General features: G+C 63.8%; 21 protein-coding genes, 1 other RNA gene and 1 pseudogene. 1 reads left to right on the plus strand and 22 read right to left on the minus strand.

Annotated elements, in window-relative coordinates:
• Positions 1 to 42: 42 nt before the first annotated feature.
• The 19 genes from recN to mraZ form a co-directional block, all read right to left on the minus strand.
• Positions 43 to 1,716: a DNA repair protein RecN gene (gene recN / locus NKI05_RS18880; RefSeq protein ID WP_023815568.1), complete on the minus strand. Its 1,674-nt coding sequence runs from the start codon at positions 1,714 to 1,716 to the stop codon at positions 43 to 45.
• Between the two features lie 218 nt (positions 1,717 to 1,934).
• The gene (locus NKI05_RS18885; protein ID WP_023668284.1) at positions 1,935 to 2,804 is read right to left on the minus strand and encodes an outer membrane protein assembly factor BamD; all 870 of its coding nucleotides are present in this window, start codon (positions 2,802 to 2,804) and stop codon (positions 1,935 to 1,937) included.
• Between the two features lie 261 nt (positions 2,805 to 3,065).
• Positions 3,066 to 4,013 carry a UDP-3-O-acyl-N-acetylglucosamine deacetylase gene (lpxC, locus tag NKI05_RS18890; RefSeq protein WP_023668283.1) on the minus strand — a complete coding sequence of 316 codons (948 nt, stop codon included), beginning with the start codon at positions 4,011 to 4,013 and terminating at the stop codon, positions 3,066 to 3,068.
• 272 nt (positions 4,014 to 4,285) lie between these two features.
• Entirely contained in the window at positions 4,286 to 5,944 is a 1,659-nt protein-coding gene (gene ftsZ / locus NKI05_RS18895; protein WP_023705548.1) for a cell division protein FtsZ, read from the minus strand.
• A gap of 66 nt (positions 5,945 to 6,010) precedes the next feature.
• The gene (ftsA, locus tag NKI05_RS18900; protein ID WP_023688034.1) at positions 6,011 to 7,318 is read right to left on the minus strand and encodes a cell division protein FtsA; all 1,308 of its coding nucleotides are present in this window, start codon (positions 7,316 to 7,318) and stop codon (positions 6,011 to 6,013) included.
• Positions 7,315 to 8,256 carry a cell division protein FtsQ/DivIB gene (locus NKI05_RS18905; protein WP_023682134.1) on the minus strand — a complete coding sequence of 314 codons (942 nt, stop codon included), beginning with the start codon at positions 8,254 to 8,256 and terminating at the stop codon, positions 7,315 to 7,317. Before NKI05_RS18905 ends, ftsA begins: the two co-directional genes overlap by 4 nt.
• Positions 8,244 to 9,170: a D-alanine--D-alanine ligase gene (locus tag NKI05_RS18910; RefSeq protein WP_023668279.1), complete on the minus strand. Its 927-nt coding sequence runs from the start codon at positions 9,168 to 9,170 to the stop codon at positions 8,244 to 8,246. The genes NKI05_RS18905 and NKI05_RS18910 overlap by 13 nt, the downstream gene beginning before the upstream one ends.
• A 302-nt stretch (positions 9,171 to 9,472) precedes the next feature.
• A complete protein-coding gene (gene murB / locus NKI05_RS18915; RefSeq protein ID WP_031199085.1) occupies positions 9,473 to 10,438 on the minus strand; it encodes a UDP-N-acetylmuramate dehydrogenase in 966 nt (321 codons plus the stop codon).
• On the minus strand, positions 10,435 to 11,841 hold the full coding sequence (gene murC, locus NKI05_RS18920) for a UDP-N-acetylmuramate--L-alanine ligase (protein ID WP_023668277.1): 1,407 nt from the start codon (positions 11,839 to 11,841) through the stop codon (positions 10,435 to 10,437). Before murC ends, murB begins: the two co-directional genes overlap by 4 nt.
• Positions 11,841 to 12,965: an undecaprenyldiphospho-muramoylpentapeptide beta-N-acetylglucosaminyltransferase gene (murG, locus tag NKI05_RS18925; RefSeq protein WP_023815571.1), complete on the minus strand. Its 1,125-nt coding sequence runs from the start codon at positions 12,963 to 12,965 to the stop codon at positions 11,841 to 11,843. The genes murC and murG overlap by 1 nt, the downstream gene beginning before the upstream one ends.
• Before the next feature lies 1 nt (position 12,966).
• Positions 12,967 to 14,118 carry a putative lipid II flippase FtsW gene (gene ftsW / locus NKI05_RS18930; RefSeq protein ID WP_023668275.1) on the minus strand — a complete coding sequence of 384 codons (1,152 nt, stop codon included), beginning with the start codon at positions 14,116 to 14,118 and terminating at the stop codon, positions 12,967 to 12,969.
• On the minus strand, positions 14,118 to 15,518 hold the full coding sequence (gene murD, locus NKI05_RS18935) for a UDP-N-acetylmuramoyl-L-alanine--D-glutamate ligase (protein ID WP_023815572.1): 1,401 nt from the start codon (positions 15,516 to 15,518) through the stop codon (positions 14,118 to 14,120). The genes ftsW and murD overlap by 1 nt, the downstream gene beginning before the upstream one ends.
• Before the next feature lie 8 nt (positions 15,519 to 15,526).
• The gene (mraY, locus tag NKI05_RS18940; RefSeq protein ID WP_023668273.1) at positions 15,527 to 16,609 is read right to left on the minus strand and encodes a phospho-N-acetylmuramoyl-pentapeptide-transferase; all 1,083 of its coding nucleotides are present in this window, start codon (positions 16,607 to 16,609) and stop codon (positions 15,527 to 15,529) included.
• A gap of 18 nt (positions 16,610 to 16,627) precedes the next feature.
• Entirely contained in the window at positions 16,628 to 18,061 is a 1,434-nt protein-coding gene (locus NKI05_RS18945) for a UDP-N-acetylmuramoylalanyl-D-glutamyl-2,6-diaminopimelate--D-alanyl-D-alanine ligase (protein ID WP_023815573.1), read from the minus strand.
• Positions 18,058 to 19,512 carry a UDP-N-acetylmuramoyl-L-alanyl-D-glutamate--2,6-diaminopimelate ligase gene (locus NKI05_RS18950; RefSeq protein ID WP_023815574.1) on the minus strand — a complete coding sequence of 485 codons (1,455 nt, stop codon included), beginning with the start codon at positions 19,510 to 19,512 and terminating at the stop codon, positions 18,058 to 18,060. Before NKI05_RS18950 ends, NKI05_RS18945 begins: the two co-directional genes overlap by 4 nt.
• Positions 19,513 to 19,566: 54 nt before the next feature.
• Positions 19,567 to 21,291, minus strand: coding sequence for a peptidoglycan D,D-transpeptidase FtsI family protein (locus tag NKI05_RS18955; RefSeq protein ID WP_023682141.1), 1,725 nt, complete (start codon positions 21,289 to 21,291; stop codon positions 19,567 to 19,569).
• 14 nt (positions 21,292 to 21,305) lie between these two features.
• The gene (ftsL, locus tag NKI05_RS18960; protein WP_023682142.1) at positions 21,306 to 21,698 is read right to left on the minus strand and encodes a cell division protein FtsL; all 393 of its coding nucleotides are present in this window, start codon (positions 21,696 to 21,698) and stop codon (positions 21,306 to 21,308) included.
• A gap of 4 nt (positions 21,699 to 21,702) precedes the next feature.
• The gene (gene rsmH, locus NKI05_RS18965) at positions 21,703 to 22,719 is read right to left on the minus strand and encodes a 16S rRNA (cytosine(1402)-N(4))-methyltransferase RsmH (protein ID WP_023714771.1); all 1,017 of its coding nucleotides are present in this window, start codon (positions 22,717 to 22,719) and stop codon (positions 21,703 to 21,705) included.
• A complete protein-coding gene (gene mraZ / locus NKI05_RS18970) occupies positions 22,716 to 23,189 on the minus strand; it encodes a division/cell wall cluster transcriptional repressor MraZ (protein WP_023815575.1) in 474 nt (157 codons plus the stop codon). Before mraZ ends, rsmH begins: the two co-directional genes overlap by 4 nt.
• A 402-nt stretch (positions 23,190 to 23,591) precedes the next feature.
• On the opposite strand from mraZ, the gene NKI05_RS18975 reads away from it, so the two are divergent.
• Entirely contained in the window at positions 23,592 to 24,707 is a 1,116-nt protein-coding gene (locus tag NKI05_RS18975; RefSeq protein ID WP_023815576.1) for a cystathionine gamma-lyase, read from the plus strand.
• Between the two features lie 85 nt (positions 24,708 to 24,792).
• On the opposite strand, the pseudogene NKI05_RS18980 reads toward NKI05_RS18975, so the two are convergent.
• From NKI05_RS18980 to NKI05_RS18990, 3 genes and pseudogenes are all read right to left on the minus strand, one after another.
• Positions 24,793 to 25,157 (minus strand): annotated as a pseudogene (locus NKI05_RS18980) (type II toxin-antitoxin system ParD family antitoxin).
• Between the two features lie 90 nt (positions 25,158 to 25,247).
• Positions 25,248 to 25,645, minus strand: an RNA gene (rnpB, locus tag NKI05_RS18985) — RNase P RNA component class A.
• Positions 25,646 to 25,695: 50 nt separating this feature from the next.
• Positions 25,696 to 26,400 (minus strand): lytic transglycosylase domain-containing protein, encoded by a 705-nt coding sequence (locus tag NKI05_RS18990; RefSeq protein ID WP_023682146.1) that lies wholly within the window; start codon positions 26,398 to 26,400, stop codon positions 25,696 to 25,698.
• Positions 26,401 to 26,429: the final 29 nt, after the last annotated feature.

Consider the following 26,429-nt stretch of genomic DNA (forward strand, 5'->3'; position numbering starts at 1 on the left):
GATGGAGCCATATCCTGACTCAGTCCGAAAGCCTTGCGACGACTACGCTGCAGCAATATTCTCGCGCAGCAGCCGTTCCGCGGCTGCGCGCGCCTCTTCGGTGATGGTGGCGCCGGCCAGCATGCGTGCGATCTCTTCCTGGCGCGCCGCCCGGTCCATCTCGGCAATGCCAGTGGCAACCTTGTCCGAGCCGCCGGATTTGGAGATCAGGAAATGCGTCGCAGCACGTGCCGCCACTTGCGGAGCATGCGTGACCGACAGCACCTGCACGCGCTTCGACAGCCTGGCCAGCCTTTGGCCGATCGCATCGGCCACTGCGCCGCCGACGCCGGTGTCGATCTCGTCGAAGACCAATGTCGGCGCCGAGCCACGGTCGGCCAGCGCCACCTTGAGCGCCAGCAGGAAGCGCGACAGCTCGCCGCCGGAAGCGACCTTCATCATCGGGCCGGGCCTGGTACCGGGATTGGTGCGCACCCAGAACTCGACCTGGTCGATGCCCTCTTCCGTGCGGTTTTCGCCATCGCTGGCCAGTTCGACGATGAACTCGGCCCGTTCGAGCTTCAGCGCTGGCAGCTCGGCCATGACAGCCTTGGTCAGCCCGACCGCCGCGGCATGGCGAAGCGAGGACAGCTGGGCTGCGGAGATATCGTAGGCCTCGCGCGCCGCCGCGGCCTGCTTTTCCAGGACATGCAGGCGCCCCTCGCCGGCATCGAGATCGGCAAGGTCGGCCAACATGGTGTCGCGCAGTTGCGCCAGATCGTCGACAGCGACACTGTGCTTACGTGAGGCCGCACGCAGCGAAAACAGCCGCTCCTCCGCCTTCTCCAGCCGCTGCGGGTCGTATTCGGTAGCGCGCAGTGCCGCCTCGACGCCCGATTGCGCCGCATCCAGCGACAGCATCGCCTCGTCCAGCGACTTCACCACATCCTCGAGCAGTCCCGGCGCTTCGCTGGCCTTGCGCTGCAGGCGCCTCAACAGGCTGGCCAGTTGCGGCAGCGGCGAGGACGGGCCTGACAGCACATCCTGTGCGTCGTGTATTTCCGAGGCGATCTTTTCCGCCCGCATCATCGTTGCACGCAATTCCGCCAGCTGTGTCTCTTCGCCGGGCTGCGGATCGAGCTTTGCCAGTTCCGCCACCGAGGCCCTGAGATAATCGGCCTCGCGCGCCGCTGCCTCGACCTTGGCGCGGTGCCTGGCAAACTCCTGCTCGGCGCCGCGCCAATAGCGCCAAGCCTCGCCGGTCGCGCGGGCAGCGCCCAGATGGCCGCCAAAACTGTCCAGCAATTCGCGATGGGCGCCGGGATCGACCAGAGCGCGCTCGTCATGTTGGCCGTGGATCTCGACCAGCGCGTGGCCGATGTCGCGCATCAGGGTGACGCTGGACGGCTGGTCGTTGACGAAGACACGGGTGCGGCCATCCGCGGTCTGCAGCCGGCGCAGGATGATGTCGCCGTCATCCTCGATGGCGTTTTCGGCCAGCAGCGCGCGCACCGGGTGGTTGCGCGGCACATCGAAGACGGCAATGACCTGGCCCTGGGCAGCACCGTGCCGCACCAGCGAGGCGTCGCCGCGGGCGCCAAGCGCCAGCGACAGCGCGTCGAGAAGGATGGATTTGCCGGCGCCGGTTTCACCGGTCAGCACGGAAAGGCCGGGCTGGAAGTCGATATCCAGCTTCTCGATCAGGACGATATCGCGGATCGACAGTCTGGAAAGCATCAGAACCCGGACCTCAAGCAATTCCAGGAAAAGTGCGTAGCGGTTTTCCGTCCGGAATTGCGTAGAACAAAAAGTTAGGACGGTTCAGCGCCTCAATCAAACCACTGAACCGCTGTGAAGCGGCATGCGACCGATGGAGTCGCAGCGCCGCACTATCTTTTTGTTTGAGCGTCGGATCAATCCGAAAAGCGCGTTCCGCCTCAGTCGATGCTCGGGCGTCAGGCGCCGGTGATCAGCTTGCCGGCCTTGGATATCCACGATCCGGCATTCTCGCGCGGCTCAAGCCCGTTGCTCTGCAACAGCTTGTAGGTATCCTTGTACCATTGGCTGTCGGGATAATTGGTGCCGAGCACCGCAGCGGCGGTTTGCGCTTCCGAGGTCAAGCCCATCGCGTAGTAGCTTTCGGCCAGACGCGCCAGCGCCTCTTCGACATGGCGGGTGTTGGAATAGTTCTCGACCACGTTGCGGAAGCGCTTGACGGCAGCAATGTATTCGCGCCGCTCGAGATAATAGCGGCCGATCTGCATCTCTTTGCCGGCCAGCTGGTCGTTGGCGAAACGGATCTTTTCCTTGGCGTCGTCGACATATTCCGACGTCGGCCAGCGCGTCACCAGATCCTGCATCGTCTGCACGGTCTGGCGTGCTTCCTTCTGATCCTGGGTGACGTCCTTGATCTGCTTGTAGTAGCTCAGCCCGATAATATACTGGGCGTAAGCCGCGTCGTCGGTCGACGGATAAAGCGTCAGATAGCGCTTGGCCGAGCCGATTGCTTCGTCATAACGGCCTGCGCGATAGTCGGCGAAGGCGCCCATCACCATCGATTTGCGGGCGAATTCCGAATAGGGGTGCTGGCGGTCGACGGCGTCGAACTTCTTGCTCGCCTCATCCAGGCGGCCGGCATTGAGATTGGCAAGGCCTTGATTGTAAAGGACGTCGGCCGGTTCGGTCTGGTCGACATAGGTCGACAGGTCGACGTCTTTCTCGGACGACATGCAGGCCGAGAGGAACAGCGATGGCACAACCACCGAAAGCGCCAGGAAAACAGCCCGATACGGCGCTTTCGATTGACCAACTCGCTTGAAGAACATGATTGGATTGCGCCCTTTCGGCGTTAGTTCAATGCCTTTCGCATGGCGTTCCCTCAAAACTGATCCCACCTTTGAGCGACATGCGCCTAACAGACGGCAGCAGCCATAAACCATAACTGCCTTGCCCAGCAACGCTATGTCTAGCCAATCGCACATTTTTGTGGCGGCTTGGTGTTGCCCGGAAAGCTATGCACTTTCACGGCCGGTGATGCATCCGTGCAACACCGGCCAGCGTTCAGAAAGCCAGAAATACGTTAAGAATCAGATCACCCAAGGTGCAAAGACAGGGCCGGTGACGGCGCTCATCTCGGCGGTGCGGCCGCGCTCGCGGCGCGTGGTCTCGACGACCTCGAAGGCCGAACGGTCGGACAGAAGCCGCCGCAAAGCAGCCGCATTCATCCGGTGACCGCCGCGATAGGAGCGGAAACAACCGATGAAACGGGCGCCGGCCAGCGCCAGATCGCCCATCGCGTCCATCGTCTTGTGGCGAGCGAACTCATTGGGGTAGCGCAGGCCGCCCATGTTGATCACCCGGTTGTCGTCGCCGATCACCAGCGAGTTCTCCAGCGAGGAGCCCAGCGCATAGCCGGCCGCCCACAGCCGCTCGACATCCTTCATGAAGCCGAAGGTGCGGGCGCGCGCGATATCCTGGCGAAAGATGTCGGGGTTGATGTCGGAGGCGAATAGCTGGCGGCCGATCGCCGGGCTTTCGAAATCGATCTCGACCTCGAAGCGCGTGCCGCTATAGGGCCTGAACTCGGCCCAGGACGCGCCATTCTCGATGCGGACGGGCTTGACCACCCTGATGTAGCGGCGCTTGACCGCCAGCGTCTCGATGCCGGCCTGGTCGATGGCTTCCACGAACGCCACCGCACTGCCATCGAGGATCGGAACCTCATGACCGTCGATCTCGATGACGATGTTGTCGATGCCGAGCCCGAAAAGCGTCGCCATCAGATGTTCGACGGTGGCGATATGCTCGCCTGCCGGATCGCCGAGCATGGTGCAGAGATCGGTCGCGCCGACTTCAGCAACCAGCGCGCGGAACTCGCGGCTCTCGCTTCCGTTCGAAAGGTGGAAGAGCACGCCGGTGTCGGCGTCCGCAGGGAGGAAATTGACGGTGACCGGTTTGCCGCTGTGAACGCCGGTACCGGTCAGCGTTGCACGCGATTTCAGTGTCGTCTGATAGTCTTGCAAGACAAACCCCATAGCCCAAACGCCTAAGTCCGCTTTAACCCAAAAGGCGCGGCTCTTTTTTTATCGGCAGGCAGGGCCACTTCCCCGAATCCCAGCACACCGAAAGTGCTGCGGCAAAGATAATGGTCTGTCAGGGAGACTCCAAATCACGGTTTCTTACTCTGTGTAACCGCGACAGACCTTGAGCGTCACATCGTAACGCCTTGTTATTAAACCCCTTTAAACGTTAACAGGCAGACAATCTCTCGTCTGCCTGTTAACAAGTGTTACATACCGTTAACGGCTCAGTTGGCCTGGCGGCGCAGGAAAGCCGGTATCTCCAGCTGGTCGTCTTCCTGGGTCGACCTGGTCTGCGGCGTCAACCGGCCCTGATCGTCGAGCTGGCCGCGGCGCGGCGCGTAAAGCTGCGGATCCTGGCTGGCAAGGCGGCGCATTTCCGGCGCCGCCTGGCGCAGTTTCGGTTCGCGCGGCTGTGCCGGCTGCAACCGGGCCGGCTCTTCTTCGCGGCGCGTCAGCCCGTTGGTCAGCCGCTTGAGCAGCCCCATCGGCCCGCTGTTTTCATGGTCGGCCGGACGGCCCTTGGCTTCCACCTCGGCCCGCACCACAGGCGGAAAATCCTCCACCCGCGGCATGCGCTGCGGTGCGGCAGCCACCGGCTGCGGCATTTCCCGCATCGGCGCCGGTTGCATCACCTGCTGCACGACAGGCTGCGGCTGGGCAGGCGGGGCCTGGAAGATCTTGCTCTGCGGGCGGAAATCTTCCGCCTGGGCCATCGGCGCCGGACGAGCCATTGCCGCCGCATTGGCCTCGGCAAGCTGGATCGCCTCGGCCACCGGATCGGCCGCGCGCTGCTCATAGGTCTGCTGCTGGACCGGTGCCGGACGGCCTTCCGCCCCCGGAGCCGCTGGGCGGCTGACCGGCTTCTGCTGCGGGGGCACGGCCCGGATCGAGATCGGCGCCGCGGCAATTTCAGCTGCCGATTTGTCGATGCCGGTGGCGACCACCGAGACGCGGATGACGCCTTCGAGTTCCTCGTCGAAGGTGGCGCCGAGGATGATGTTGGCGTCCTGATCGACTTCCTCGCGGATGCGGGTCGCGGCCTCGTCGACTTCGAACAGGGTTAGGTCGCGGCCGCCGGTGATCGAGATCAGCAGGCCCTTGGCGCCCCTCATCGAGGTCTCGTCGAGCAACGGATTGGCGATCGCCGCCTCGGCGGCGGCCATCGCGCGGCCCTCGCCCGAAGCTTCGCCGGTGCCCATCATCGCCTTGCCCATTTCGCGCATCACCGAACGCACGTCGGCGAAGTCGAGATTGATCAGACCTTCCTTGACCATCAGGTCGGTGATGCAGGCAACACCGGAGTAGAGCACCTGGTCGGCCATGGCGAAGGCGTCGGCAAAGGTGGTCTTGTCATTGGCCAGCCGGAACAGGTTCTGGTTGGGGATGACGATCAGGGTATCGACACATTTCTGCAGCTCCTCGATGCCGAGATCCGCCGTCTTCATGCGGCGCTGGCCTTCGAAATGGAACGGCTTGGTGACGACGCCGACGGTGAGGATACCCCGTTCGCGCGCCGCGCGGGCAACCACGGGAGCCGCACCGGTTCCGGTGCCGCCACCCATACCGGCGGTGACGAAGCACATATGGGTGTTGGAGAGATGATCGATGATCTCATCGATGCACTCTTCCGCCGCCGCACGGCCCACTTCAGGCTGCGAGCCGGCGCCGAGCCCCTCGGTGACATGCGCGCCGAGCTGGATCAGCCGCTCGGCCTTCGACATGGTCAGCGCCTGTGCATCGGTGTTGGCCACGACGAACTCGACACCGCGCAAGCCCGCGGTGATCATGTTGTTGACGGCATTGCCGCCGCCGCCGCCGACACCGAATACGGTGATCCGCGGCTTGAGCTCGGTGATGTCCGGCTTTTGCAGATTGATCGTCATTGTCTCCGTCCTTTGCCTTTCCCGCCGCTTCGCCGCCGCGGCCGCCTATGGGGCTGTCCCCGTCAATTAGAAACTGTCTCTCAACCACTGACTCATGCGATGCAGTTTTCCGCCCGTCCCGGTCATCCTGAGACCGGAAATTCCTTTCGCCGGATGGCTCTCGAAGCTCGCCATCTGCGGATAGATCAGCAGCCCGACCGCCGTCGAGAAAGCCGGCCCCTTGGCAGCTTCCGGCAGGCCCGCCACGCCGAGCGGGCGTCCGATGCGCACATTGCGTCCCAGAATGCGGCGCGCCGCCTCGGGGAGACCCGCAAGCTGGCTGGCGCCGCCGGTCAGCACGACGCGTTTTCCCACGGCATTGCCGTAGCCCGACTTGTTCAGCCGGTCGCGCAACAGTTCCAGCGTCTCGTCGATGCGGGCGCGGATGACGCGCGTCATCACCGAGCGCGGGATCTGCAGCGGCATCTCGCCGTCTTCGCCGATCGGCTGGATCGAGACCAGGTCGCGATCGTCGGCACTGCCAGGCAGCGCCGAACCATGCATCACCTTCAGCCGCTCCGCGGCGTCGAGCGAGGTCGACAGGCCCTTGGCCATATCGAGCGTCACATGATTGCCGCCGATGGCAATGGCATCGGCGTGGACGAATTTGCCTTCCGAAAACACCGAGATGGTCGTCGTGCCGCCGCCCATGTCGATGCAGGCCGCACCCATTTCCAGTTCGTCGTCGACCAGGGCCGCAAGCCCGCTGGCATAGGGCGTCGCCACCATGCGCTCGACCGAAAGATGCGAGCGGTTGATGCAGAGCTCCAGATTGCGCAGCGGCGCGGCATCGCCCGTCAGCACATGCATGTCGACGCCGAGCTGGTCGCCGACCATGCCGCGCGGATCGCGCACGCCGCGCTCAGCGTCCAGCGAAAAGCCGACGGGCAGCGAATGGATCACGTCGCGTTCGGCCTTGAGTGCCTGCTTGGCGCCGGCGGCAAGCACGCGCTTGATGTCGGCTTCGTCGGCCTGATGGCCACCGAGATTGATCGTGGCCGAATAGGTTTCGCTCTTCAGCCGGCCCGCCGTCATGTTGACGATCAGCGAATCCACGGTCAGTCCCGCCATGCGTTCGGCGGCGTCGACGGACAGGCGAATGGCGTGCTCCGCGCGGTCGAGATCGACGACCACGCCCGACTTCACGCCTTGCGATTTCTGGTGGCCGATGCCGATCACCTGGATGCGGTGCGAGCGGCCGCGCAACAGCTTGCCGTCCTCGCGCGGCTTCAGTTTCGCCACCACGCAGCAAACCTTGCTTGAGCCGACATCCAGCACGGTGAGCGTGCCGGAACGCCGCGAAGAGGCATCGCTGTTGCCGCCAAGCCAGCTCATATCTTCGTCCCCGACTTGCGCTTCAGATTTTGCGGCTTTTCATTGAGCGCGGCCTGGCGCTGCGTCGCCGCTTCCGGCGTCAGCTGCACCACCAGGCGATCGGAGATGCGCATGTCGACGGCGGCGATGTCCCGCGTCAGAAGCCCGTTGTCGTGGTCCATCCGAACCAGATCGGCGATCGCCTGATCCTCGCCATCCTCGGGCAGCTTGATCGTGATGCCGTTTTCCAGCTTAAGGTCCCAGCGCCGTTCGCCGATGCGGATATAGCCTTTGACCCGAGCCGCGAGCTCGGGAAATTTGTTGATCTTGGCCACGAAGTCGGGGGCCTTGGCCGGCGCGCCGGTGCCGATGATCAGCGGCAGCAGCGCCTGCTTGCCGCCGGAGAACGGCGCGATCACCGCGCCAGAGCGTTCGATGACCGAAAGCTCCGCGCCCTGCTGCCAGAGCGCGAAGGGCTCGCGCTCCTCGACACGCACTTCCAGCGTATGTGGATAGACCTTGCGCACCGCCGCCACCTCGACCCAGGGCAAGGTATCAATACGTTCACGCGCGGCCTCGGCATCGAAGCCGATCAGTGACGTCCAGCCGTCGAGCTCGAGCCGGTCCAGTATGTCGATCTCCGAAGTCTGGCGGTTGCCGACCACCTTGATCTGGTCGACGGCAAAGCCGGTCCGGGCGGTGATGCTCTGGACGATGTCGTCGGCATGACCGCCGAGAATGGCGCCGTAGAGGCTGCTCGATGCAATGAGCGAAGCCGAAAGGATGGCCGCGGAAAAGCGCGGCGCGACGAAGTCGCCGCCGCCCAGGCGCGCCAGCACGCGCACCGGCCGGCGCAGCACGCGCGGCAGCACGAAATGGTCAAACGACAACGACATGCCGAACAGCGCCGGCCCGGCGCCGCCCCTGCCCTTGTCCTGTCCCCATTTCAACGCAGACACGAAGCGTCCTCCACCATCCAACTCAACAATTCGCCAAACGAGTGCCCGGCCTGGGCGGCGATTTCAGGCACCAAAGACGTCGGCGTCATGCCCGGCTGAGTGTTGATCTCGAGCCAGACAATCTCGCCGTTTTCGGAGTGACGGTCGTCATAGCGGAAGTCCGATCGGGAAACGCCCCGGCAGCCGATAGCCAGATGTGCCTTGAGTGCCAGTGTCTGTATTTTTTGGTAAATATTTGATGAAATTTTAGCAGGGATTTCGTGTTTTGATCCGCCGGCGACGTATTTTGAATCATAGTCGTAGAAGGAATGGCCGGTCGGAATGATCTCGCAGACGCCGAGCGCCACGTCGCCCATGACGGCGCAGGTCAGCTCGCGCCCATGGATGTAGCGCTCGACCATGACGGTCTCGCCATATTTCCATTCGGACGAGCCGATGACCTGCGGCGGATGCGACTGGCCTTCATGCACGATGACGACGCCGAAGCTTGAGCCTTCATTGACCGGCTTGACCACGTAGGGCGGCTTCATCGGATGCTTGTTCTGGATGGCAAAGCGGCTGGCAACCTTCGATTCCGCCACCGCGATGCCGGCAGCCTTGGCGACCTTCTTGGCTTGCTCCTTGTTCATGGCGAGCGCCGAGGCGAGCACGCCCGAATGGGTGTAGGGAATGGCCAGATATTCGAGGATGCCCTGGATGGTGCCGTCTTCACCGAACGGGCCGTGCAGTGCGTTGAAGACGACATCGGGCTTGAGTTCGGTGAGCACGGCGCCGACATCGCGCGCAACATCGACGCGGGTAACCTGGTAGCCTTCATTCTCAAGCGCATCCGCACACGCCTTTCCCGAAGACAGAGACACGGGCCGCTCGGACGAGAATCCGCCCAGGAGGACAGCCACATGCTTGTTCTTCATATCCCGTCATCCCTCTCACGGCGGGCCCGCAACCACGCATTCAGCGACCAGATTGAGTCCGAGTCTCCCGGCAGGTTGCCCCCCAGACGGAAAACGCGGTCGACGCGTCGAACGACTCAAATCAGGAAACGCTTTAAGGCAGAGAATCAGAGAGTTGATTCGCTGGCAAGTGCTTATGATTCCGACAGTTTCACTTTCCGCGAAAACGGCCGGAAAAAGCGTGTTGTGAGTCTTTGGAGCAACGGTGGCGCTGTTGTTTCAGACCGTTTGAAGTTCAAGCATCACATGAACTTCAGCTTGCGCTAAAGAAGCTGTCCGAGGAATTCCTGCACGGCATGGCCGGGGCGGAAATTGCCGAGCCGCTTGATTTCCCACTGCAGGCGGATGCCTGAATTTTCAAGCACGCGGGCGCGCACCGTCTCGCCGAGATATTCGAGGTCGTATCCGGTCGCTGTTCCGGTGTTGATCATGAAGTTGCAGTGCATCGGCGACATCTGCGCGCCGCCGATCATCAGCCCGCGGCAGCCGGCCTTGTCGATTTCCTTCCAGGCCGAGGTGCCTTCCGGATTCTTGAAGGTCGAGCCGCCGGTCTTCTCGCGGATCGGCTGCACCGTCTCGCGATGCGTCTGGACGGCGTCCATGGCCGCCTTGATCGCCTCCGGGTCTTCCAGAACACCTTCGAAAACGGCGGAGGTGAAGATCAGCCCGGCAGGTGCGGCCGAGTGACGATAGGCATAGCCCATGTCGTCATTGCTGAGGGTGTGGAGATTGCCCTTGCGGTCGAGCGCCCGCACCTCGACGACACGTTCCCGCGTCTCGACGCCATTGGCGCCGGCATTCATCCTCAGCGCCCCGCCGATGGCGCCGGGAATGCCGTGATAGAAATGAAAGCCGCCAATGCCGGCCTCATAAGCGACGGCCGCGACGCGCTTGTCGGGCGTCGCAGCACCGGCCTTGATGACGGTCGGCGAAACCACCTCGGCCTCGCCAAAGCCCTTGGCCGAAAGCCGGATGACGAAACCTGGAATGCCGCCGTCGCGCACCAGGAGGTTGGAGCCGATACCGACGATGGTGAGCGGGATGTCCTCCGGCACGGCGCGCAGGAAGGCAGCCAGATCCTCCTCGTCGGCCGGCTGGAACAGGGCGTCCGCCAGACCGCCGGCGCGGAACCAGGTGATCTTGTCCATCTCGGCATTGGGCGTGATGCGGCCGCGCAGGCCGGCAAGCCGGTCGCCAAGTTTGTCGAGCAGGTCCTGGCCGCGCATCATGAGACGGTACCGCCGAGTTCCCCAGGCAGCGCATAGGCCCATTGGGTGATGTTGCCGGCGCCCAGGAAGATGACGAAGTCGCCCGGTTTCGCCAACGCGCGGATGACGGGCGAAATCGCGGCAGGGGTTTCGACGTAGCGCGCATCGCGATGGCCGCCGGAGCGGATGCGCGACACCAGCGCCTCCGAGGTCACGCCGTCGATCGGCTCCTCGCCCGCCGCATAGACCGGCGCCACCATCACCGTGTCGGCATCGTTGAAACAGACCGAAAATTCGTCGAACAGATCATGCAGCCGGGTGAAGCGGTGCGGCTGCGCAATGGCGATGACGCGGCCCTTGGTGGCGCTGCGCGCCGCTTTCAGCACCGCCGTGATCTCGACCGGGTGGTGGCCGTAATCGTCGAAGATGTCGACGCCGTTCCACGAGCCGGTGTGGGTGAAGCGCCGCTTGACGCCGGCAAAGGACGACAGCCCTTTCTTGATCGCTTCGGCCGACAGGCCGAGTTCATGCGCGACCGCAATTGCGGCGGTGGCGTTGGAGACGTTGTGGCGGCCGGGCATCGGCAGCCGCAGATCCGATATCGTCGTCTGGCCGCCGGTCTTGCGGTCGCGGATCACCACGTCGAATGCCGAGACGGCACCGGCCATGCGGTGGTTGGTGAAACGCACATCGGCCTGCGCGTTCTCGCCATAGGTGATGACGCGGCGGTCCTCGATACGGCTGACCAGCGCCTGTACTTCCGGATGGTCGGTGCACATCACGCCAAAACCGTAGAACGGCACGTTCTCGACGAATTGCCGGAACGCCTCGCGCACCTTGTCGAAACTGCCATAATGGTCCAGATGCTCGGGATCGATGTTTGTGACGACGGCGATCTCGGCCGGCAGCTTGAGGAAGGTGCCGTCGCTTTCGTCGGCTTCGACCACCATCCACTCGCCATCGCCCATGCGGGCATTGGTGCCATAGGCATTGATGATGCCGCCATTGATCACCGTCGGGTCGAGCCCGCCGGCATCGAGCAGCGTCGCCACCATCGACGTGGTTGTGGTCTTGCCATGCGTGCCACCGATCGCGACCGCCTGGCGGAAGCGCATCAGTTCGGCCAGCATCTCGGCCCGGCGCACGATCGGCAGCAGTTTTTCGCGCGCGGCCTTCAGCTCGGGATTGGATTTCTTGATCGCGGTGGAGACGACAACCACTTCGGCCGCGCCGATATTCTCGGCCTTGTGGCCGACAAAGCATTCGATGCCCTTGTCGCGCAGCCGCTGGACATTGGCGCTGTCGGCCTGGTCCGAACCCTGCACCTTGTAGCCGAGATTGTGCAGAACCTCGGCGATGCCGCTCATGCCGATGCCGCCAATGCCGATGAAATGCACAAGGCCGATGGTCTGCGGCATCTTCATCAATGCGTCCCTTTCCTGAAATCCGAAACGGTTTTTCTGGACGCAATAGCCTCTGTGAGATCAGCGAGCAACCGTGCCGCGTTGGGCCGGCCAGCCGACTTCGCTCCGGCAGCCATGGCCGTCAGCCGCTCGGGAGTGTCCATCAGCCCGCCAATGAGAGCCGCGATGCGCTCCGGCGACAGTGACGATTGCGGATGCACCTCGCCGCCGCCCGCCGCGGCAAGGGCGGCTGCGTTCGCCGCCTGATCGTGATCCAGCGCATAGGGATAAGGCACCAGCAGCGCCGGCCGGCCGATGACGGCGATCTCCGAAACCGTCGAGGCGCCGGAGCGCGAGATCACCAGATGCGCCGCGCCCATGCGCTGTGCCATATCGGTGAAGAAGGGCGAGACCTCGACATGGACGCCGAGTGCCGCATAGCCAGCCTTCACCCGCGCCACGTCGTCGGCGCGGGCCTGCTGGGTGATCACCAGCCGCTTGCGCTGCGCCTCCGGCAGAAGTGCGATCGCCGTCGGCATGGCGTCGGAAAAGAACTGCGCGCCCTGGCTGCCGCCGAACACTAGGAGCCTGAACGGATCCGCCCCTTGGGATGCGGTGTAGGGCGTCTTGGCCGCCTCCAGGATTGGCGGCCTGACCGGATTGCCTGTCGTCACCGTCTTGGCGCCTGTGGCACTTTCATCTTGCGGCAGGAAGCCGCCGGCAATGGCATCGACGCGCCCGGACAGCGCCCGGTTGGCGCGGCCCATCACTGCGTTCTGCTCATGGATCAGCGTCGGCAGCTTGCGACGCGTCGCGGCATAGAGCGGTGGCAAGGTCGGATAACCGCCAAAGCCGACGACCGCATCAGGCTTGATCCTGGCGATGACGGCGGAGGCCTGGCGCACGCCGCGCCAGATCTTCCAGAACGCGCCAAGCAGCGCGACAGGGTTTTTCGAGCCCATCGTCGCCGACTGGATCGGATGGATGGCGGCGGCCGGGAAATGGCCGGCAAAGCGCTCGGCGCGGTCGTCCGTCGCCAGATGCACGCCCCAGCCGCGCTCGATCAGCTCATGCGCCAGCGCCTCGGCCGGAAACAGATGTCCGCCTGTTCCGCCAGCAGCGAGAAGGATGACACCCCGCGCCATATCACTCCGCCGGCAGGGCGCGCTGCGACAGGGCAAAGCCCATCTGCTTGCGCTTTTCCGGTCGCTTGCGCGTCAGCGCCAGCACCATGCCCATCGAGATGGCAATGGCGATCTGCGAGGAGCCGCCATAGGAGATGAAAGGCAGCGTCATGCCCTTGGCCGGCATCAGCTGCAGGTTGACGCACATGTTGATGACCGACTGCAGGCCGAACACGGTGACCAGACCGCCGACGGCATAGCGGGTGAAATCATCATGTTCCTTCAATGCCGTGCTCAAGCCGCGCAGCACGATGAAGGCGAAGATCGACATGATGAAGAAGCACATGATCAACCCGAACTCTTCGCCGGCGACCGAAAACACGAAATCGGCATGCGCGTCGGGAATGACCCGCTTGACCGTGCCCTCGCCCGGCCCGACGCCGAACCAGTGGCCGTTGATCAGCGCCTCGCGGCCCATGTCGACCTGGAACGTGTCGCCTTCGCCGGTCAGGAATTTGTCAATGCGGGCGGCAACGTGCGGGAACACAGTGTAGGCGGCAAACAGGCCGCCGGCGCCGGTGGCGCCAAGCGCGATGATCCATAGCCAGGGCAGGCCGGCCATGAAGAACATGACGCCCCAGGTGCCGGTCACCAGCATGGTCTGGCCGAGATCGGGCTGCGCCACCAGAAGCGAGATGACCAGGATCAGCAGCAGCATGGCAAACAAATTGCCCGGGATGTCGGGCTGGCGCTTGTGTTCGGCGAACAGCCAGGCGCAGACGATGACGAAGGCGGGTTTCAGGAATTCCGACGGCTGGATCGACATGCCGACAAACGACACCCAGCGCCGTGCGCCTTTCACTTCGACGCCGATATAGAGCACGGCCACCATCAGCACCAGCATGATGCCCAGGATGATCAGCGCCATGCGCCGGATCTGCCGCGATTCCAGGAAGGACACTGCCAGCATCACGCCGAGCGCCGGCACGGTGAAGATGATCTGCCTGGTGGCAAAGTGGAAACTGTCGAGGCCGATGCGTTCGGCCACCGCCGGGCTTGCCGCAAAGGACAAGACAATGCCAAGCCCCATCAGCGACAGGAACGCCGCCAGGAACCAGCGATCGATCGTCCACCACCAGGTTGCAACCGGGCTTTTGTCGAGACGGCTTTGCATTATCGTGCCCCTCCGATGGGTTTGACACCCTCGATAGCATTCGCAGCTTGCCTGAAGGCTTCGCCGCGAACTTCGAAATTCTTGAACTGGTCGAAACTGGCGCAGGCCGGCGACAGCAGCACCACCGCCTCGCCGCTGTCATCCTTGGCCGCGTCTTTCGCGGCATGGTCGACCGCGGCGGCCAGGGTGCCCGAGATTTCATAGGGCACGGCTTCGCCGAGCGTCGCCGAGAACGCGGGCGCCGCCTCGCCGATCAGATAGGCCTTGGCGATGCGTGGGAAAAAACCGCGCAGCGGCTCGATGCCGCCTTCCTTGGGCAGTCCGCCGGCGATCCAGTAAATGCGCGAAAAACTCGACAGCGCGGGTGCCGCCGCATCGGCATTGGTCGCCTTGGAATCGTTGACGAACAGCACGTGGTCCTTGCGTCCGACCTGCTCCATGCGATGCGCGAGGCCTGGAAAGCTCTCCAGTCCCGCCTGGATCTCGCCCAGGCTCAAGCCGACCCTGAGGCAGGCGGCAACAGCGGCAAGCGCGTTCTGCGCATTGTGCTGGCCGCGCAACGAACCGATGCCTTCGAGGAAGGCGACGCGGCTGTAGCGGCCATGGACGGCTTCCATCAGATCGGAACCGTCTGCGAAATAACCGTCGGTCAGCGGCAGCCGCTTGGAGATGCGGATCACCTCCCGGCCCGCCCTCTCCAGCCGGTCAGCGATCTGCGCGCACCAGGAATCGTCAACGCCGACGATCGCCGTCTCGCTGCCGGCAACCAGCCGCTCCTTGATCGAAGCGTAATGCTGCATGGTGCCGTGGCGGTCGAGATGGTCGGGCGTCAGGTTGAGCAGGATGCCGGCCGTCGGGTTGATCGAGGGCGCGAGATCGATCTGGTAGGACGAACACTCGACGACATAGTCCCGGTCAGCCTGCGGTGGATCGAGCGTCATGATGGCCCGGCCGATATTGCCGCCCATCTGCGTGTCGCGCCCTGCCGATTTGAGGATATGCGCGGTCAGCGCCGTGGTCGTCGACTTGCCGTTGGTGCCGGTGATAGCGATGAACGGCGCATCAGGCTCGCGCGCAATCCGCTCGCGGCAGAACAATTCGATATCGCCGATCACCTCGACGCCGGAGCCACGCGCCAACTCCACCGTCCAGTGCGGCTTGGGATGCGTCAGCGGCACGCCGGGCGAGAGCACGAAGGCCGAGAATTTCGACCAGTCGGCGCCGCGCAGATCGGCGGTCGCAATGCCTTGGTCAGCAGCCTTGGCGACGCTATCGGGATTGTCGTCCCAGGCAAGCACGTCGGCGCCGCCCTCGATCAGCGCGCGCGCCGTGGCGATCCCCGAGCCACCGAGCCCGAAGAGCGAAACGCGTTTGCCCGAAAAGGATGCGGCGGGGATCAAGCGGGTTCCTATCTCAGCTTGAGGGTCGACAGGCCGACCAGCGCCAGGATGACGGCGATGATCCAGAAGCGGATCACCACCTGGCTTTCGGTCCAGCCGAGCTTTTCGAAATGATGATGGATCGGCGCCATCAGGAACACGCGCTTGCCGGTCATCTTGAAGTAGCCGACCTGAATGATGACCGACAGGATTTCCACGACAAACAATCCGCCGACAATGACCAGCACGATCTCGTGCTTGGTGGCGACCGCGACCGTACCGATCAGGCCACCCATGGCCAGCGAACCGGTGTCGCCCATGAAGATCGCCGCCGGTGGCGCGTTGAACCAGAGGAAGCCGAGGCCGGCGCCGATGACGGCGCCAAGCACGACAGCCAGCTCGCCGGTGCCGGGCACGAAATGGATCTGCAGATATTCGGCGAACACCGCATTGCCGGAGAGGTAGGCGATGACGCCAAAGGATGCCGCCGCAATCATGATCGGCACGATCGCCAGCCCGTCGAGGCCATCGGTCAAATTCACCGCATTGCCGGCGCCGACAATGACGAAGCAGGAGAACGGCACGAAGAACCAGCCGAGATTGATGATGAATTCCTTGGCGAAGGGGAAGGTCAGCGACGACGAGAACGGCGCCTGGCCATTATGCATGATCGCCCAGGCGGCGATGCCGGCGATGACGAATTCCAGCGCCAGCCGCGCCTTGCCGGAAAAGCCGAGATGCGACTGCTTGGTTACCTTGAGATAGTCGTCGTAAAAGCCGATCGAACCGAAGCCCAGCGTCACCAAGAGCACCACCCAGACATAGATCGAGGAGAGGTTCGCCCATAGAAGCGACGAGCCGACGATGCCGCACAGGATCATCAGCCCGCCCATCGTCGGCGTGCCGGCCTTCTTGAAATGCGTCTGCGGGCCATCGGCGCGGATCGGCTGGCCCTTGCCTTGCCGCAGCCTAAGCGAATTGATGATGGTCGGCCCGAAGATGAAGACGATCAGCGCCGAGGTGATCAGCGCACCGCCGGTGCGGAAAGTTATGTAGCGGAAGACATTGAAGACCGAGACCTTGTCCGCAAAATCGACGAGCAATGTAAACATACGATTCCGTTCCCCGGACTAGTTCTGTTTCGTGCCTGCGGCTTCCGCCGGATATTTGCCGAGCAAGGCCTCGACCAGCTTTGAAAAGCCGATGCCTTTCGACGATTTGATCATCACCACGTCGCCGGCCTTCAGCGTCGACAACAGCAGCGGCTTCAATTCCTCGGCGCCGGCGCGGTATTCCGTTTTGATCTCGTCGGGCAGGATGTCTGCCAGCGCCTGCATTTCCGGACCGCCGAGAAAGACCGTGTTTGTGCCGGTGCCGACGATCAACTCGGCAAGGGCTGCATGGAGCTTGGCCGAATGGTCGCCGAGCTCGAGCATGTCGCCGAGCACGGCGATGCGCCGGCCCTCGCCCGTGACAGGCGTCGCGTTGAGCAGCGCCATGGCAGCAGCCATCGAGGCCGGATTGGCGTTGTAGCTCTCGTCGATCAGTGTGATCGGTCCCTTGGGGTGGCGAAGCATATGGCGCTTCCCACGGCCACGCTCGGCCGACAGATCGGCCAGTGCCAAGGCCACCTTGCCGATATCGGCTTCAACCAAATGCGCGGCGCCGAGCACCGCCAGGACGTTCTGTACCATGTGGCGGCCGGGCGCGCCGATGCGCGCCGTCACATCCTGCCCGCCGATCCTGGCGGTGATGTCGGAATGATCGGCATGCAGCTCGCATTTGGTCAGCTTGTAGGTCGACCGTGCATTCTCGCCGAAGCCAAAGACATGTTCGACGCCGGCGGCTCGCGCCATCTTGTCGAGCAGCTTCCATCGCGCATCGTCGCGGTTGAGCAAGGCCGCACCGCCGGGCTCGATGCCTTCAAAAATCTCGGCCTTGGCCTTGGCGATCTCTTCGAGGTTTTTGAAGAAGCCGAGATGGGCGGCGGCGATCAGCGTGACGATGGCGACCTGCGGGCGGACCATCTTGACCAGTGGCCGGATTTCGCCGGGATGGTTCATGCCGATCTCGAACACGGCGTAATCGCAATCGTCGGGCATGCGCGCCAGTGTCAGCGGCACGCCCCAATGGTTGTTGAACGACTGCGCCGACGCGTGCACCTTGCCAACGGCCGACAGCACATGACGCAGCGCCTCCTTGGTGGTGGTCTTGCCGGCCGATCCGGTCACCGCGATGATTTTTGCGTTGGAACGGGCGCGGGCGGCAACACCGAGTTTCTCCAGTGCTGCCAGCACATCCTGCACGACGATCATCGGCGCCGTCAGCCGCCCAAGCGACGGCAATTTGCCTTCGGCGACGACCAGAACGCCGGCGCCGGCCTTGATCGCCGCGGTCGCGAAGTCATGGCCGTCCATCGCCTCGCCCTTGATGGCGAAGAAGGCGTCGCCCGGCTGCAGGCTGCGGCTGTCGATCGAGATCCCCGAAATTCCCTCCGGCATCGGCCCAAGCGGCCGACCGCCCATGGCGTCGACCAGCGCCTCGGAAGTCCAGAGCACGCTCATGCGGCCCGCTCCCGCAGCGCCGAGCGGACTTCTTCGTGGTCGGAGAACGGAAACGTCTCGGCGCCGATGGTCTGGCCCTCTTCATGGCCCTTGCCGGCAACGATCAGCGTATCGCCCGCTTTGAGCATGGCGACCGCTTCGTGGATCGCCTTGCGGCGGTCGCCGATTTCAATGGCGCCGGGTGCGGCTGCCAGGATCGCGGCACGAATCGTTTCCGGCACTTCCGAGCGCGGATTGTCGTCGGTGACGATGACGACATCGGCGAGCCGCGTGGCGATTCCGCCCATGATCGGCCGCTTGCCCCGGTCGCGGTCGCCACCGCAGCCGAACACGACGATGACGCGGCCGGTGGTGAACGGGCGCACGGCGGCCAGCACATTTTCCAGCGCATCCGGCTTGTGGGCATAGTCGACATAGACGGGCGCGCCATTGGCGGTGGCGCCGACAAGGTCGAGCCGTCCCGGTGCCCCCTGAAGTTTCTCTAATGCCATCAAAGCTTTGGCGACCGGCGTTCCAGTGGAAATGGCCAGCCCGGCCGAAACCAGGGCATTGGCGATCTGGAAGTCGCCGGCGAGCGGCAGGTCGATCTCGTAGAGCACGCCGTCGGCTTCGACCTCGGCGCGCTGGCGGTGGCGCTCGTGCTCGACCCGCTTCAGGCGCAGGAAATCGCCATGGCGGCCGACCGTCAGCACCTTGAGCCCGGCGGCCTGCGCAGCCTGGATGGTCGGCGCCGACCACGGATCGTCGGCAAAGATGACCGCCGGCGCGCCTTTCGGCAGCAGCGTGTCGAACAGGCGCAATTTCGCGCGATGGTAATCCTCGACCGTCGGATGATAGTCCATATGGTCGCGGCCGAGATTGGTGAAGCCGCCCGCGGCGAGCTTGACGCCATCGAGGCGGCGCTGGTCGAGACCGTGGCTGGAGGCTTCCATCGAGGCGTGTGTGACGCCGGCCTCCGCCAATTCCTTGAGCAACTGGTGCAAAGCCACTGGATCGGGTGTGGTCAACGAACCGTAGTCGTTGCGGCCCGGCGCCACCACGCCGGTGGTGCCGATGGACGCGGCGGCAAAGCCGGCCTGCTCCCAGATCTGCCGGATGAAGGCGGCGACCGAGGTCTTGCCTGCGGTGCCGGTAACCGCGACCATGGTCTCCGGCTGGCTGCCGAAGAAACGTGCCGCGCTCAGCGCCAGCGCCAGGCGTGCGTCGTCGACACTGAGCACCGGGACGGACAGACCGGAAACGGCGCTGGCCTTGCCAACGACAACCGCCGCTGCGCCGCGCTTTGCCGCATCGGCGGCATAGGCCGAACCATCCGCCTTGCTGCCGGCGAGCGCGAAAAAGACCACGCCGGTCTTGACCGAGCGGGAATCCGACGAAATCCCGGTTACCTCCACATCGCGGGAAGATGTTCCCTCGACAGGCAGGATACCGGCTAAATCTCTCAGGTGCATCGAACCCCGTTTATCTCAACAAAATGGCGCGCAGTTGCCGGCGCGCCCTAAGAATCACTGATAGGAAACCAGCGTTGCGCCATTTTCATGGCTGAAATCTGGCTTCACGCCAAGCATGGCGGCTGCCCGCCTGATGATGTTTCCGGCCATGACACCCGCATTGTTGGCGGCGACGTCGGTCATTCCGGGCTTTTCCGGGTGCGGAGCGTCAGCGATCGTAAACACCAGATACTGCGGATCGTCCATCGGGAAGGCGGCGACGAAGGTGTTGAAATTCAGTTCCTTCGAGTAGCGGCCATTGATCACCTTCTCGGCGGTTCCGGTCTTGCCGCCAACGCGGTAGCCGGGGGCCCTGGCGTTTCTGGCCGAGCCTTTCTCGGCATTGAGCGTGTAGAGGTAGCGCATGCCCTCCACAGTCTTTTCGCTGACCACTCTCTTGGCCACCGCCATGGCATCCTGCTCGCTGCGGACCAGGAAAGTCGGCGGGATCAAATAGCCCTGCATCAGCGCCGCGCAGCCGACGGCCGCCTGCAGCGGCGTCGTCGACACGCCATGGCCGAAGGCGATGGTGAAGGAGTTGACCTGCTTCCAGACCTTCGGTTCGGTCGGGCGGGCGACTTCAGGCAGTTCGGTCTGCATCCTGTCCAGAAGGCCAAGGCGATGCAGGAATTCGCGGTGCCCCTCGATGCCGACCATTTCGGCCTCACGGGCCGATCCGATATTGGAGGAGTAAAGGAACACCTCCGGCAATGACAGCACGCGGTTCTTGCCGTGGAAATCGTGGATGGCCTGATGGCCGACCCGGATTGGGTGCGAGGCGTCGAAACGGCTGTTCATGTTCGCCTTGCCGGAATCGAGCGCCATGGCCGAGGTGAAGCTCTTGAAGGTCGAGCCCATCTCGTAGAGGCCGGCCGACATGCGGTTCAGCCGATCCTTGTCCTGCGCATTGAAGGGATTGTTCGGATCGAAATCCGGCACCGAGGCCATCGCCACCACTTCGCCGGTCTTGATGTTGAGCACGACGGCGCCGGCGCCCATGGCCCGATAGCGCTCGAGGCCGGCGGCAATCTCGTCGCGCACCACATGCTGGACGCGCAGGTCGATCGACAGCTGAACCGGCTTCAGATCCTTGGCGATCGCAAGGCCTGAGGCCTGCAGGTCGCTCAGGCCCTGCTCGTCAATGTATTTCTCCATGCCGGAGATGCCCTGATTGTCGATGTTGGTGAGGCCGACAATGTAGGACGAGGTCACGCCGGCAGGATAGAAGCGGCGCTTTTCGGTGCGAAAGCCGATGCCGGGAATGCCGAGCTGCATGATGTCGGCCTGCTGCTTGGGCGTCAGCTGCCGCTGCAGCCAGACGAAGCCGGCGCCGCTCTTCAGCTTGTGATAGGTCTGCTCGGGGTCGATATCTGGCAGAATGGTCGACAGCTTTTCGATCGCCTCGTCGGCATCGACGATGCGGCGCGGCTCGGCAAACAGCGATGCCGTCTTGATGTCGGTCGCCAGCACCTCGCCGTTGCGGTCGACGATGTCGGGACGCGACGCCGTCACCCGGCTTTGCGGCCCATTCGACATGTCGGGGGACTGGAAACCGAGATAGACCAGCCGCCCGGCGATGGTCGAATAGATGCCGAAGAACACCGCCATCGTCATCACGATGCGGGTCTTGGCCTTGCCGCCGGTCGCCTTGCGCGCGCCTTCGACCACGATGGAGCCGTCCTCGCCGGTCCGTGCGCGGCGCTTCAGCAATTTGCCGACCGACGGAAGTTTGGCGCGCATTGGAAATCCAGCGATCATTGGACGATGGCTCCGGTGACCACGGGATCCTTGTCGGCTGGTCCTTTGCCGGAATTGTCGGCCATGCCGCCAAGCCGTTGCGACGACAGGTCCTCGATGTTGAGCGGTTTTGCCGGCAGGTCGTCGAGCCCGACGATCTGCCGCGCATTGACCGGCTCGAGTGCGAGCTGCGATTTGTAGATTTCAGCCAGCTTCTGCAGGCGCGACGGCTGGGTCAGCAGGCTCCAGTCGGCCTTGAGCAGGTCGATCGTGTCCTCCTCATAGCGGATCTGCGCCTCGATCTTCTGCACCGAAGCCAGCTGTTCCTCGGCCTCGCGCTTGGCCTTGTAGGTCAGGGCCGCGGCCGAGACCATGACGGCGATCAGGACTATGTCGCTGGTTCGAAACACGTATTCACCTCTCTCGCGGCGCCTGGATGCCGGGAAGCTTTGGAAGGCCGAAAATGGTGAGATCACCGGCGCGCGCCGGCGCCTCGGTGCGGATGGCGGTACGCAGCCTGGCCGAGCGCGCCCGCGGATTGGCAGCGACCTCGGCATCGCCTGCCGTCACGCCGCCACCAGCCTTGCGGAAGGTCGCAGTGCGCGCGTGCGCCTCGGGCAAATGACGTGAGCCGGTGGCGACGTCGGCGCGGTCGGCGATGAACCGCTTGACGATGCGGTCTTCCAGCGAATGGAACGTCACCACGGCAAGCCGCCCGCCGGGCTTCAATACCCGCTCGGATGCCATTAGGGCTTTGGCCAATTCGCCCAGCTCGTCATTGACGAAAATGCGCAGCGCCTGGAAGACGCGGGTGGCCGGATGAATCTTGTCCTTCGGCGCGCGGCCGATATGCGTCTCGATGGCGTCGGCGAGATCGAGCGTGCGCTCGAACGGACGTTTTTCGCGGCGTGACTCGATCATGCGGGCAATGCGGCCGGCATTCCGCTCTTCGCCGAGGAAGCCGAAGATGCGGGCAAGGTCGCCTATCTTGAACGAATTGACGACGTCGGCAGCACTCAAGCCCGCCTGCGCCATGCGCATGTCGAGCGGCCCGTCGGTGCGGAACGAAAAGCCGCGCTCGGGCTGGTCGACCTGCATGGAGGAAATGCCGATGTCGAGGACAACGCCGTCGGCGCTTTCGACCTGCTCGTCCAGCGTCGAAAATGGCGCCTGCACCAGCCTTAGCCTGCCGCCGGATTGCTGTTCCAGGCCGCGCCCGGCGGCAATCGCATCGGGATCGCGATCGATCGCCACCACCGAGGCGCCGCTCGCCAAGATCGCCTTGGTGTAGCCGCCGGCGCCAAACGTGCCGTCGACGATCACATCGCCGGCTTTGGGTGAGAGCGCCTCCAGCACTTCGGCGAGGAGGACCGGAATGTGGCGGACCGGTCCGCCAACGGCGCTGAGATCATCGCCGTGATCCGCCATCATTCCGGCCGTTCCCCAGCCTTGGCCTCGTGAGCCTTCGTCCCCTGCCGAAGCTGCAAAAGCCGAGCGCGCGCCTGCGCCCCATAGGCGGCCAGCCGTCCAGGCTCCCAAACTTGAAAGAAATTGCCACGGCCGACAAAGGCCACTTCGCTCGTGATGCCCGTATGCTCGCGGATGAAATCGCTCATCGTGATGCGGCCATCCTGATCGAGCTTCAGGAACGTCCCGTCGCCATGGCAGAAGAACGACATATCGTCCGCCGTCTGCAAAAAAGGGTCTTCCACCGCGATGCGCTGCTCGTAGCGGTCGAGCAGATCGAGCCCGCCGACATCCATCGCAGGCACGTCCAGGCCGCGCAGCGCATAGAGTTCCGAATAGCCGCGCTTCTGCACGACCGCGCGGAAATGCGCCGGAACGGAGACCCGCCCCTTCGCATCGATCCTGTTCACCGCGCTTGACAGAAACCGGTCCATGACACGCTGCAGCCGCTTCCGCCGCCGCACCCCTCTCCATGTTTTCGTCCGCGCCGAAGCGCGTCCCCTGCCGAAAATCCGCTTCGATCCCAGCGGCAAAACCCCGCAAACGCACAGCCGCCGCGGCTGCCCGATTGGCGTACGCTTTACCCTGACGCGGAACGAAGGCTTTGGTATCGAAATGGGATATCATGGGGCACTATGGGCGTCAACGGGAACAGGCTTCACAAACGCGCGCGCCACAACCGGTGAGAGCAGCTCTGACAACACTCCCGTCTTTATCTCCCATTAAGCCTAACGAACCGTTTAGAGCGGGCTGGCCCAAGCGGAAGCGGCTTGCCGCGCATCACTGCCGCGAATAGCGTCGTCAGTCTTTTCGCTGAGCAACAAGGTCAGAAATCCATGTCCGAAACAGCAAGGTCCCGCGCGGCCTCCCTTGCCCATCTGCGGCGCGACGGACTTGCCAAAGGCGACCCCATCCCATTGCCGCTGACCATGGCCGCTATTTTCCACAACCCGGGCGACGGCGCCGGCTACAGCCAGTACGGCCGCTACAGCAACGCCACCTGGGATGCAGTCGAGCACATGCTGGCGCATCTCGAAGACGCGCCATGCGTCGGCTTCCCATCCGGAATGGCGGCAATCTCGGCGGTGTTTTTCGGCCTGTTGAAATCCGGCGACCGCGTGCTTTTGCCTTCGGACGGCTACCATGCCACACGCGCGCTGGCCGAACGCTTCCTCAAGCCCTTCGGCGTCGCCTATGATCTGCGGCCGACAGCTACATTCCTCGATGGCGGCTTCGGCGGCTACCGCCTTGTCTACGTTGAAACCCCGTCAAATCCGCGATTGGACATTTGCGACATCACAGCCGTCACCGAGGCCGCGCACCAAGCGGGCGCGATCGTCGTCGTCGACAACACCACGATGACGCCGTTCGGCCAGCGCCCGCTCGATCTCGGCGCCGACATTGTCGTTGCTGCCGACACCAAGGCGGCCAATGGGCATTCCGACGTGCTGTTCGGCCATGTCGCCAGCCGCAATCCAGACATCATCGCGGACGTCACCGGCTGGCGCGAGACCGCGGGCGGCATTCCCGGCCCGTTCGAGGCTTGGCTGGTGCATCGCGGCCTGGAGACGCTGGAGGTACGCTTCGACCGCATGTGTTCTTCTGCCGAGGTGATCGCGAAGCGCCTGAAAAACCATCGCGCCGTTAGCGGCTTGCGCTACCCCGGGCTGGAGGGCGACCCGTCGCACAACCTCGCCCGGGCGCAGATGGAGCGCTTCGGCTTCCTCGTGTCCTTCGAACTCGCTTCCCAGGAGAAGGCCGAGGATTTCATCAACAACTGCACGCTGATGCAGGCGGCAACGTCGTTCGGGGGTGTCCACACCTCCGCCGAGCGGCGGGCCAAGCGAGGAGATTCGGTTCCGCCCGGCTTCGTGCGCCTGTCGGTGGGCTGCGAGCCGGTGGAAGAACTCTGGCAGGCGATCGAGGCATCGCTGGACAAGATCGGCGTCTGAGGCGGCTTGCCCCTTCTCCCCGTCACTGTACGGGGAGAAGGTCCCGGCAGGGGGATGAGGGGCAGCGTCAACCTCTGAAGCGATCTCACTTCTTCGAGTCCCTTGCCTCAGTCACTGCGGCATATTTGGCTCGCAAGCGCTTCATGAACAGAGGTCCGTCTATCCTCCCGCTCTCAAGGTCGTCAGACAACCTGTCCTTACGTGCTTCGGCTTTGATCTCGTCCATCGACGCAAATCGTCCCGTTCCGCTGTAAATCCCCTCCTGAACCAGCCTGCGCAGTTCCTCGACCGTGTAGCCGAGCAGGTCGCGGCGGTCTTTCCATTGCCGCAGCGCATCACGGATGACTTGCTGGCCGAGGCGTATTCGCCGGCGGCCACGACATCGTCGACCGCCGCCGCCAGTTCCGGCGAAAGCGTGATGCTGCGTTTGTCTCGACCCGCCCGGTGCAGTTGATTCAATCGCTCAAGCACCTGAATCGCCAGCTGCGCCCGAAGGCGCAGACTGCTGATCCAAAGGATTAATCGCGATATGGGGGAGAAATTGCCAGCTGGCCTGTAAGCCGGGTTTTGTATGGCCCTCGCCCCTTTCGGGGCGAGAACGTGGCGGCCATTCATCTTGGGCGCATGTTGCCATGCGCCTCACGCAACCTACCCGGACGGTGAGCCGGAAACAGCCCTCGAAGGTTTCCCCTCGCACCGTCCCTATTCGGTTTTGCTCCCGGTGGGGTTTACCGTGCCGCTCCTGTTGCCAGTCGCGCGGTGGGCTCTTACCCCACCCTTTCACCCTTGCCCCGATAAATCGTGGCGGTTTGCTTTCTGTGGCACTTTCCCTGGGGTCGCCCCCGCCGGCCATTAACCGGCACCGTGTTTCCATGGAGCCCGGACTTTCCTCACCCGCAGCCTTTCGGCTTTGCGGGTGCGGCCGCCCGGCCAGCTGGCAGAGCGTATAAAGGGGTTCACGTTCCAAAACGCAAATGAAAAAGCAGACTTATGCCGGCGATCCCAATGCCGCCAACTGCACCTTGACCTTGCCACAATAGGCCGCCGACACCGGGTTCATCCTCGTCGCGGCATGGCCGGCATTGTATTTCAGGATCGTGCCGCAGGTGGTGCCGCCGCCGAGATTGCGCGCCATGGCAAGGTACTTCATGCCGTATTTGATGTTGGTGTCGGGATCGAACAGACCCTTGGCGGAGCCGCTATAACCCATCATCCGCGCCGTTGCCGGCTTGATCTGCATCAGGCCGATTTCACCCGCGCCGCCGACGATGTTCGGCCGGTAGTTGCTCTCGATCTTGATGACCGCCTGGGCTAGCGACACCGGCACGCCTTCGGCCGCGGCATAGCGGGCAATGATTGCCGAATACTGGCCGCCAAGCGCGGCTGCCGCAGTCGACTCCGCAGCGGTGCTTGGGCGGATCGATGCGGTCGTCGTCAGGTCGACGCTCTTCCTGTTGCGCTTAAAATGCCTCTTGGCCGTGGCTTTTCTGGCCTTCACCACGGCTGCTTTGCGCACTTTCGCGGTGGTTGCCCTTTTTGCTTTCGGGTTTGCCTTCGTCATGGTGGCCTTGGCGGGTGCGGCGATGAAGCCCTGGTCTGCCCTCTGGCTCAGTGGTGCGGCATCGGCCGTGCTGAAGGCAAAAGTCATTACTCCGGCAGCAATAGCTGCCGTTACAACGGTCAATTTCTGCATGTGGTCCTGTTCTGTTTGGCCGCGCGAAG

This window comes from Mesorhizobium sp. M0771 (assembly GCF_040320155.1).
Lineage (GTDB): Bacteria > Pseudomonadota > Alphaproteobacteria > Rhizobiales > Rhizobiaceae > Mesorhizobium.

Excerpts from the sequence above, each read along its gene's own strand:
- recN (WP_023815568.1), bottom strand. The coding sequence starts at position 1,716 with ATGCTTTCCAGACTGTCGATCCGCGATATCGTCCTGATCGAGAAGCTG.
- NKI05_RS18885 (WP_023668284.1), bottom strand. The coding sequence starts at position 2,804 with ATGTTCTTCAAGCGAGTTGGTCAATCGAAAGCGCCGTATCGGGCTGTT.
- lpxC (WP_023668283.1), bottom strand. The coding sequence starts at position 4,013 with ATGGGGTTTGTCTTGCAAGACTATCAGACGACACTGAAATCGCGTGCA.
- ftsZ (WP_023705548.1), bottom strand. The coding sequence starts at position 5,944 with ATGACGATCAATCTGCAAAAGCCGGACATCACCGAGCTCAAGCCGCGG.
- ftsA (WP_023688034.1), bottom strand. The coding sequence starts at position 7,318 with ATGAGCTGGCTTGGCGGCAACAGCGATGCCTCTTCGCGGCGTTCCGGC.
- NKI05_RS18910 (WP_023668279.1), bottom strand. The coding sequence starts at position 9,170 with ATGAAGAACAAGCATGTGGCTGTCCTCCTGGGCGGATTCTCGTCCGAG.
- murB (WP_031199085.1), bottom strand. The coding sequence starts at position 10,438 with ATGATGCGCGGCCAGGACCTGCTCGACAAACTTGGCGACCGGCTTGCC.
- murC (WP_023668277.1), bottom strand. The coding sequence starts at position 11,841 with ATGAAGATGCCGCAGACCATCGGCCTTGTGCATTTCATCGGCATTGGC.
- murG (WP_023815571.1), bottom strand. The coding sequence starts at position 12,965 with ATGGCGCGGGGTGTCATCCTTCTCGCTGCTGGCGGAACAGGCGGACAT.
- ftsW (WP_023668275.1), bottom strand. The coding sequence starts at position 14,118 with ATGCAAAGCCGTCTCGACAAAAGCCCGGTTGCAACCTGGTGGTGGACG.
- mraY (WP_023668273.1), bottom strand. The coding sequence starts at position 16,609 with ATGTTTACATTGCTCGTCGATTTTGCGGACAAGGTCTCGGTCTTCAAT.
- NKI05_RS18945 (WP_023815573.1), bottom strand. The coding sequence starts at position 18,061 with ATGAGCGTGCTCTGGACTTCCGAGGCGCTGGTCGACGCCATGGGCGGT.
- NKI05_RS18950 (WP_023815574.1), bottom strand. The coding sequence starts at position 19,512 with ATGCACCTGAGAGATTTAGCCGGTATCCTGCCTGTCGAGGGAACATCT.
- NKI05_RS18955 (WP_023682141.1), bottom strand. The coding sequence starts at position 21,291 with ATGCGCGCCAAACTTCCGTCGGTCGGCAAATTGCTGAAGCGCCGCGCA.
- rsmH (WP_023714771.1), bottom strand. The coding sequence starts at position 22,719 with ATGATGGCGGATCACGGCGATGATCTCAGCGCCGTTGGCGGACCGGTC.
- mraZ (WP_023815575.1), bottom strand. The coding sequence starts at position 23,189 with ATGGACCGGTTTCTGTCAAGCGCGGTGAACAGGATCGATGCGAAGGGG.
- NKI05_RS18975 (WP_023815576.1), top strand. The coding sequence starts at position 23,592 with ATGTCCGAAACAGCAAGGTCCCGCGCGGCCTCCCTTGCCCATCTGCGG.
- NKI05_RS18990 (WP_023682146.1), bottom strand. The coding sequence starts at position 26,400 with ATGCAGAAATTGACCGTTGTAACGGCAGCTATTGCTGCCGGAGTAATG.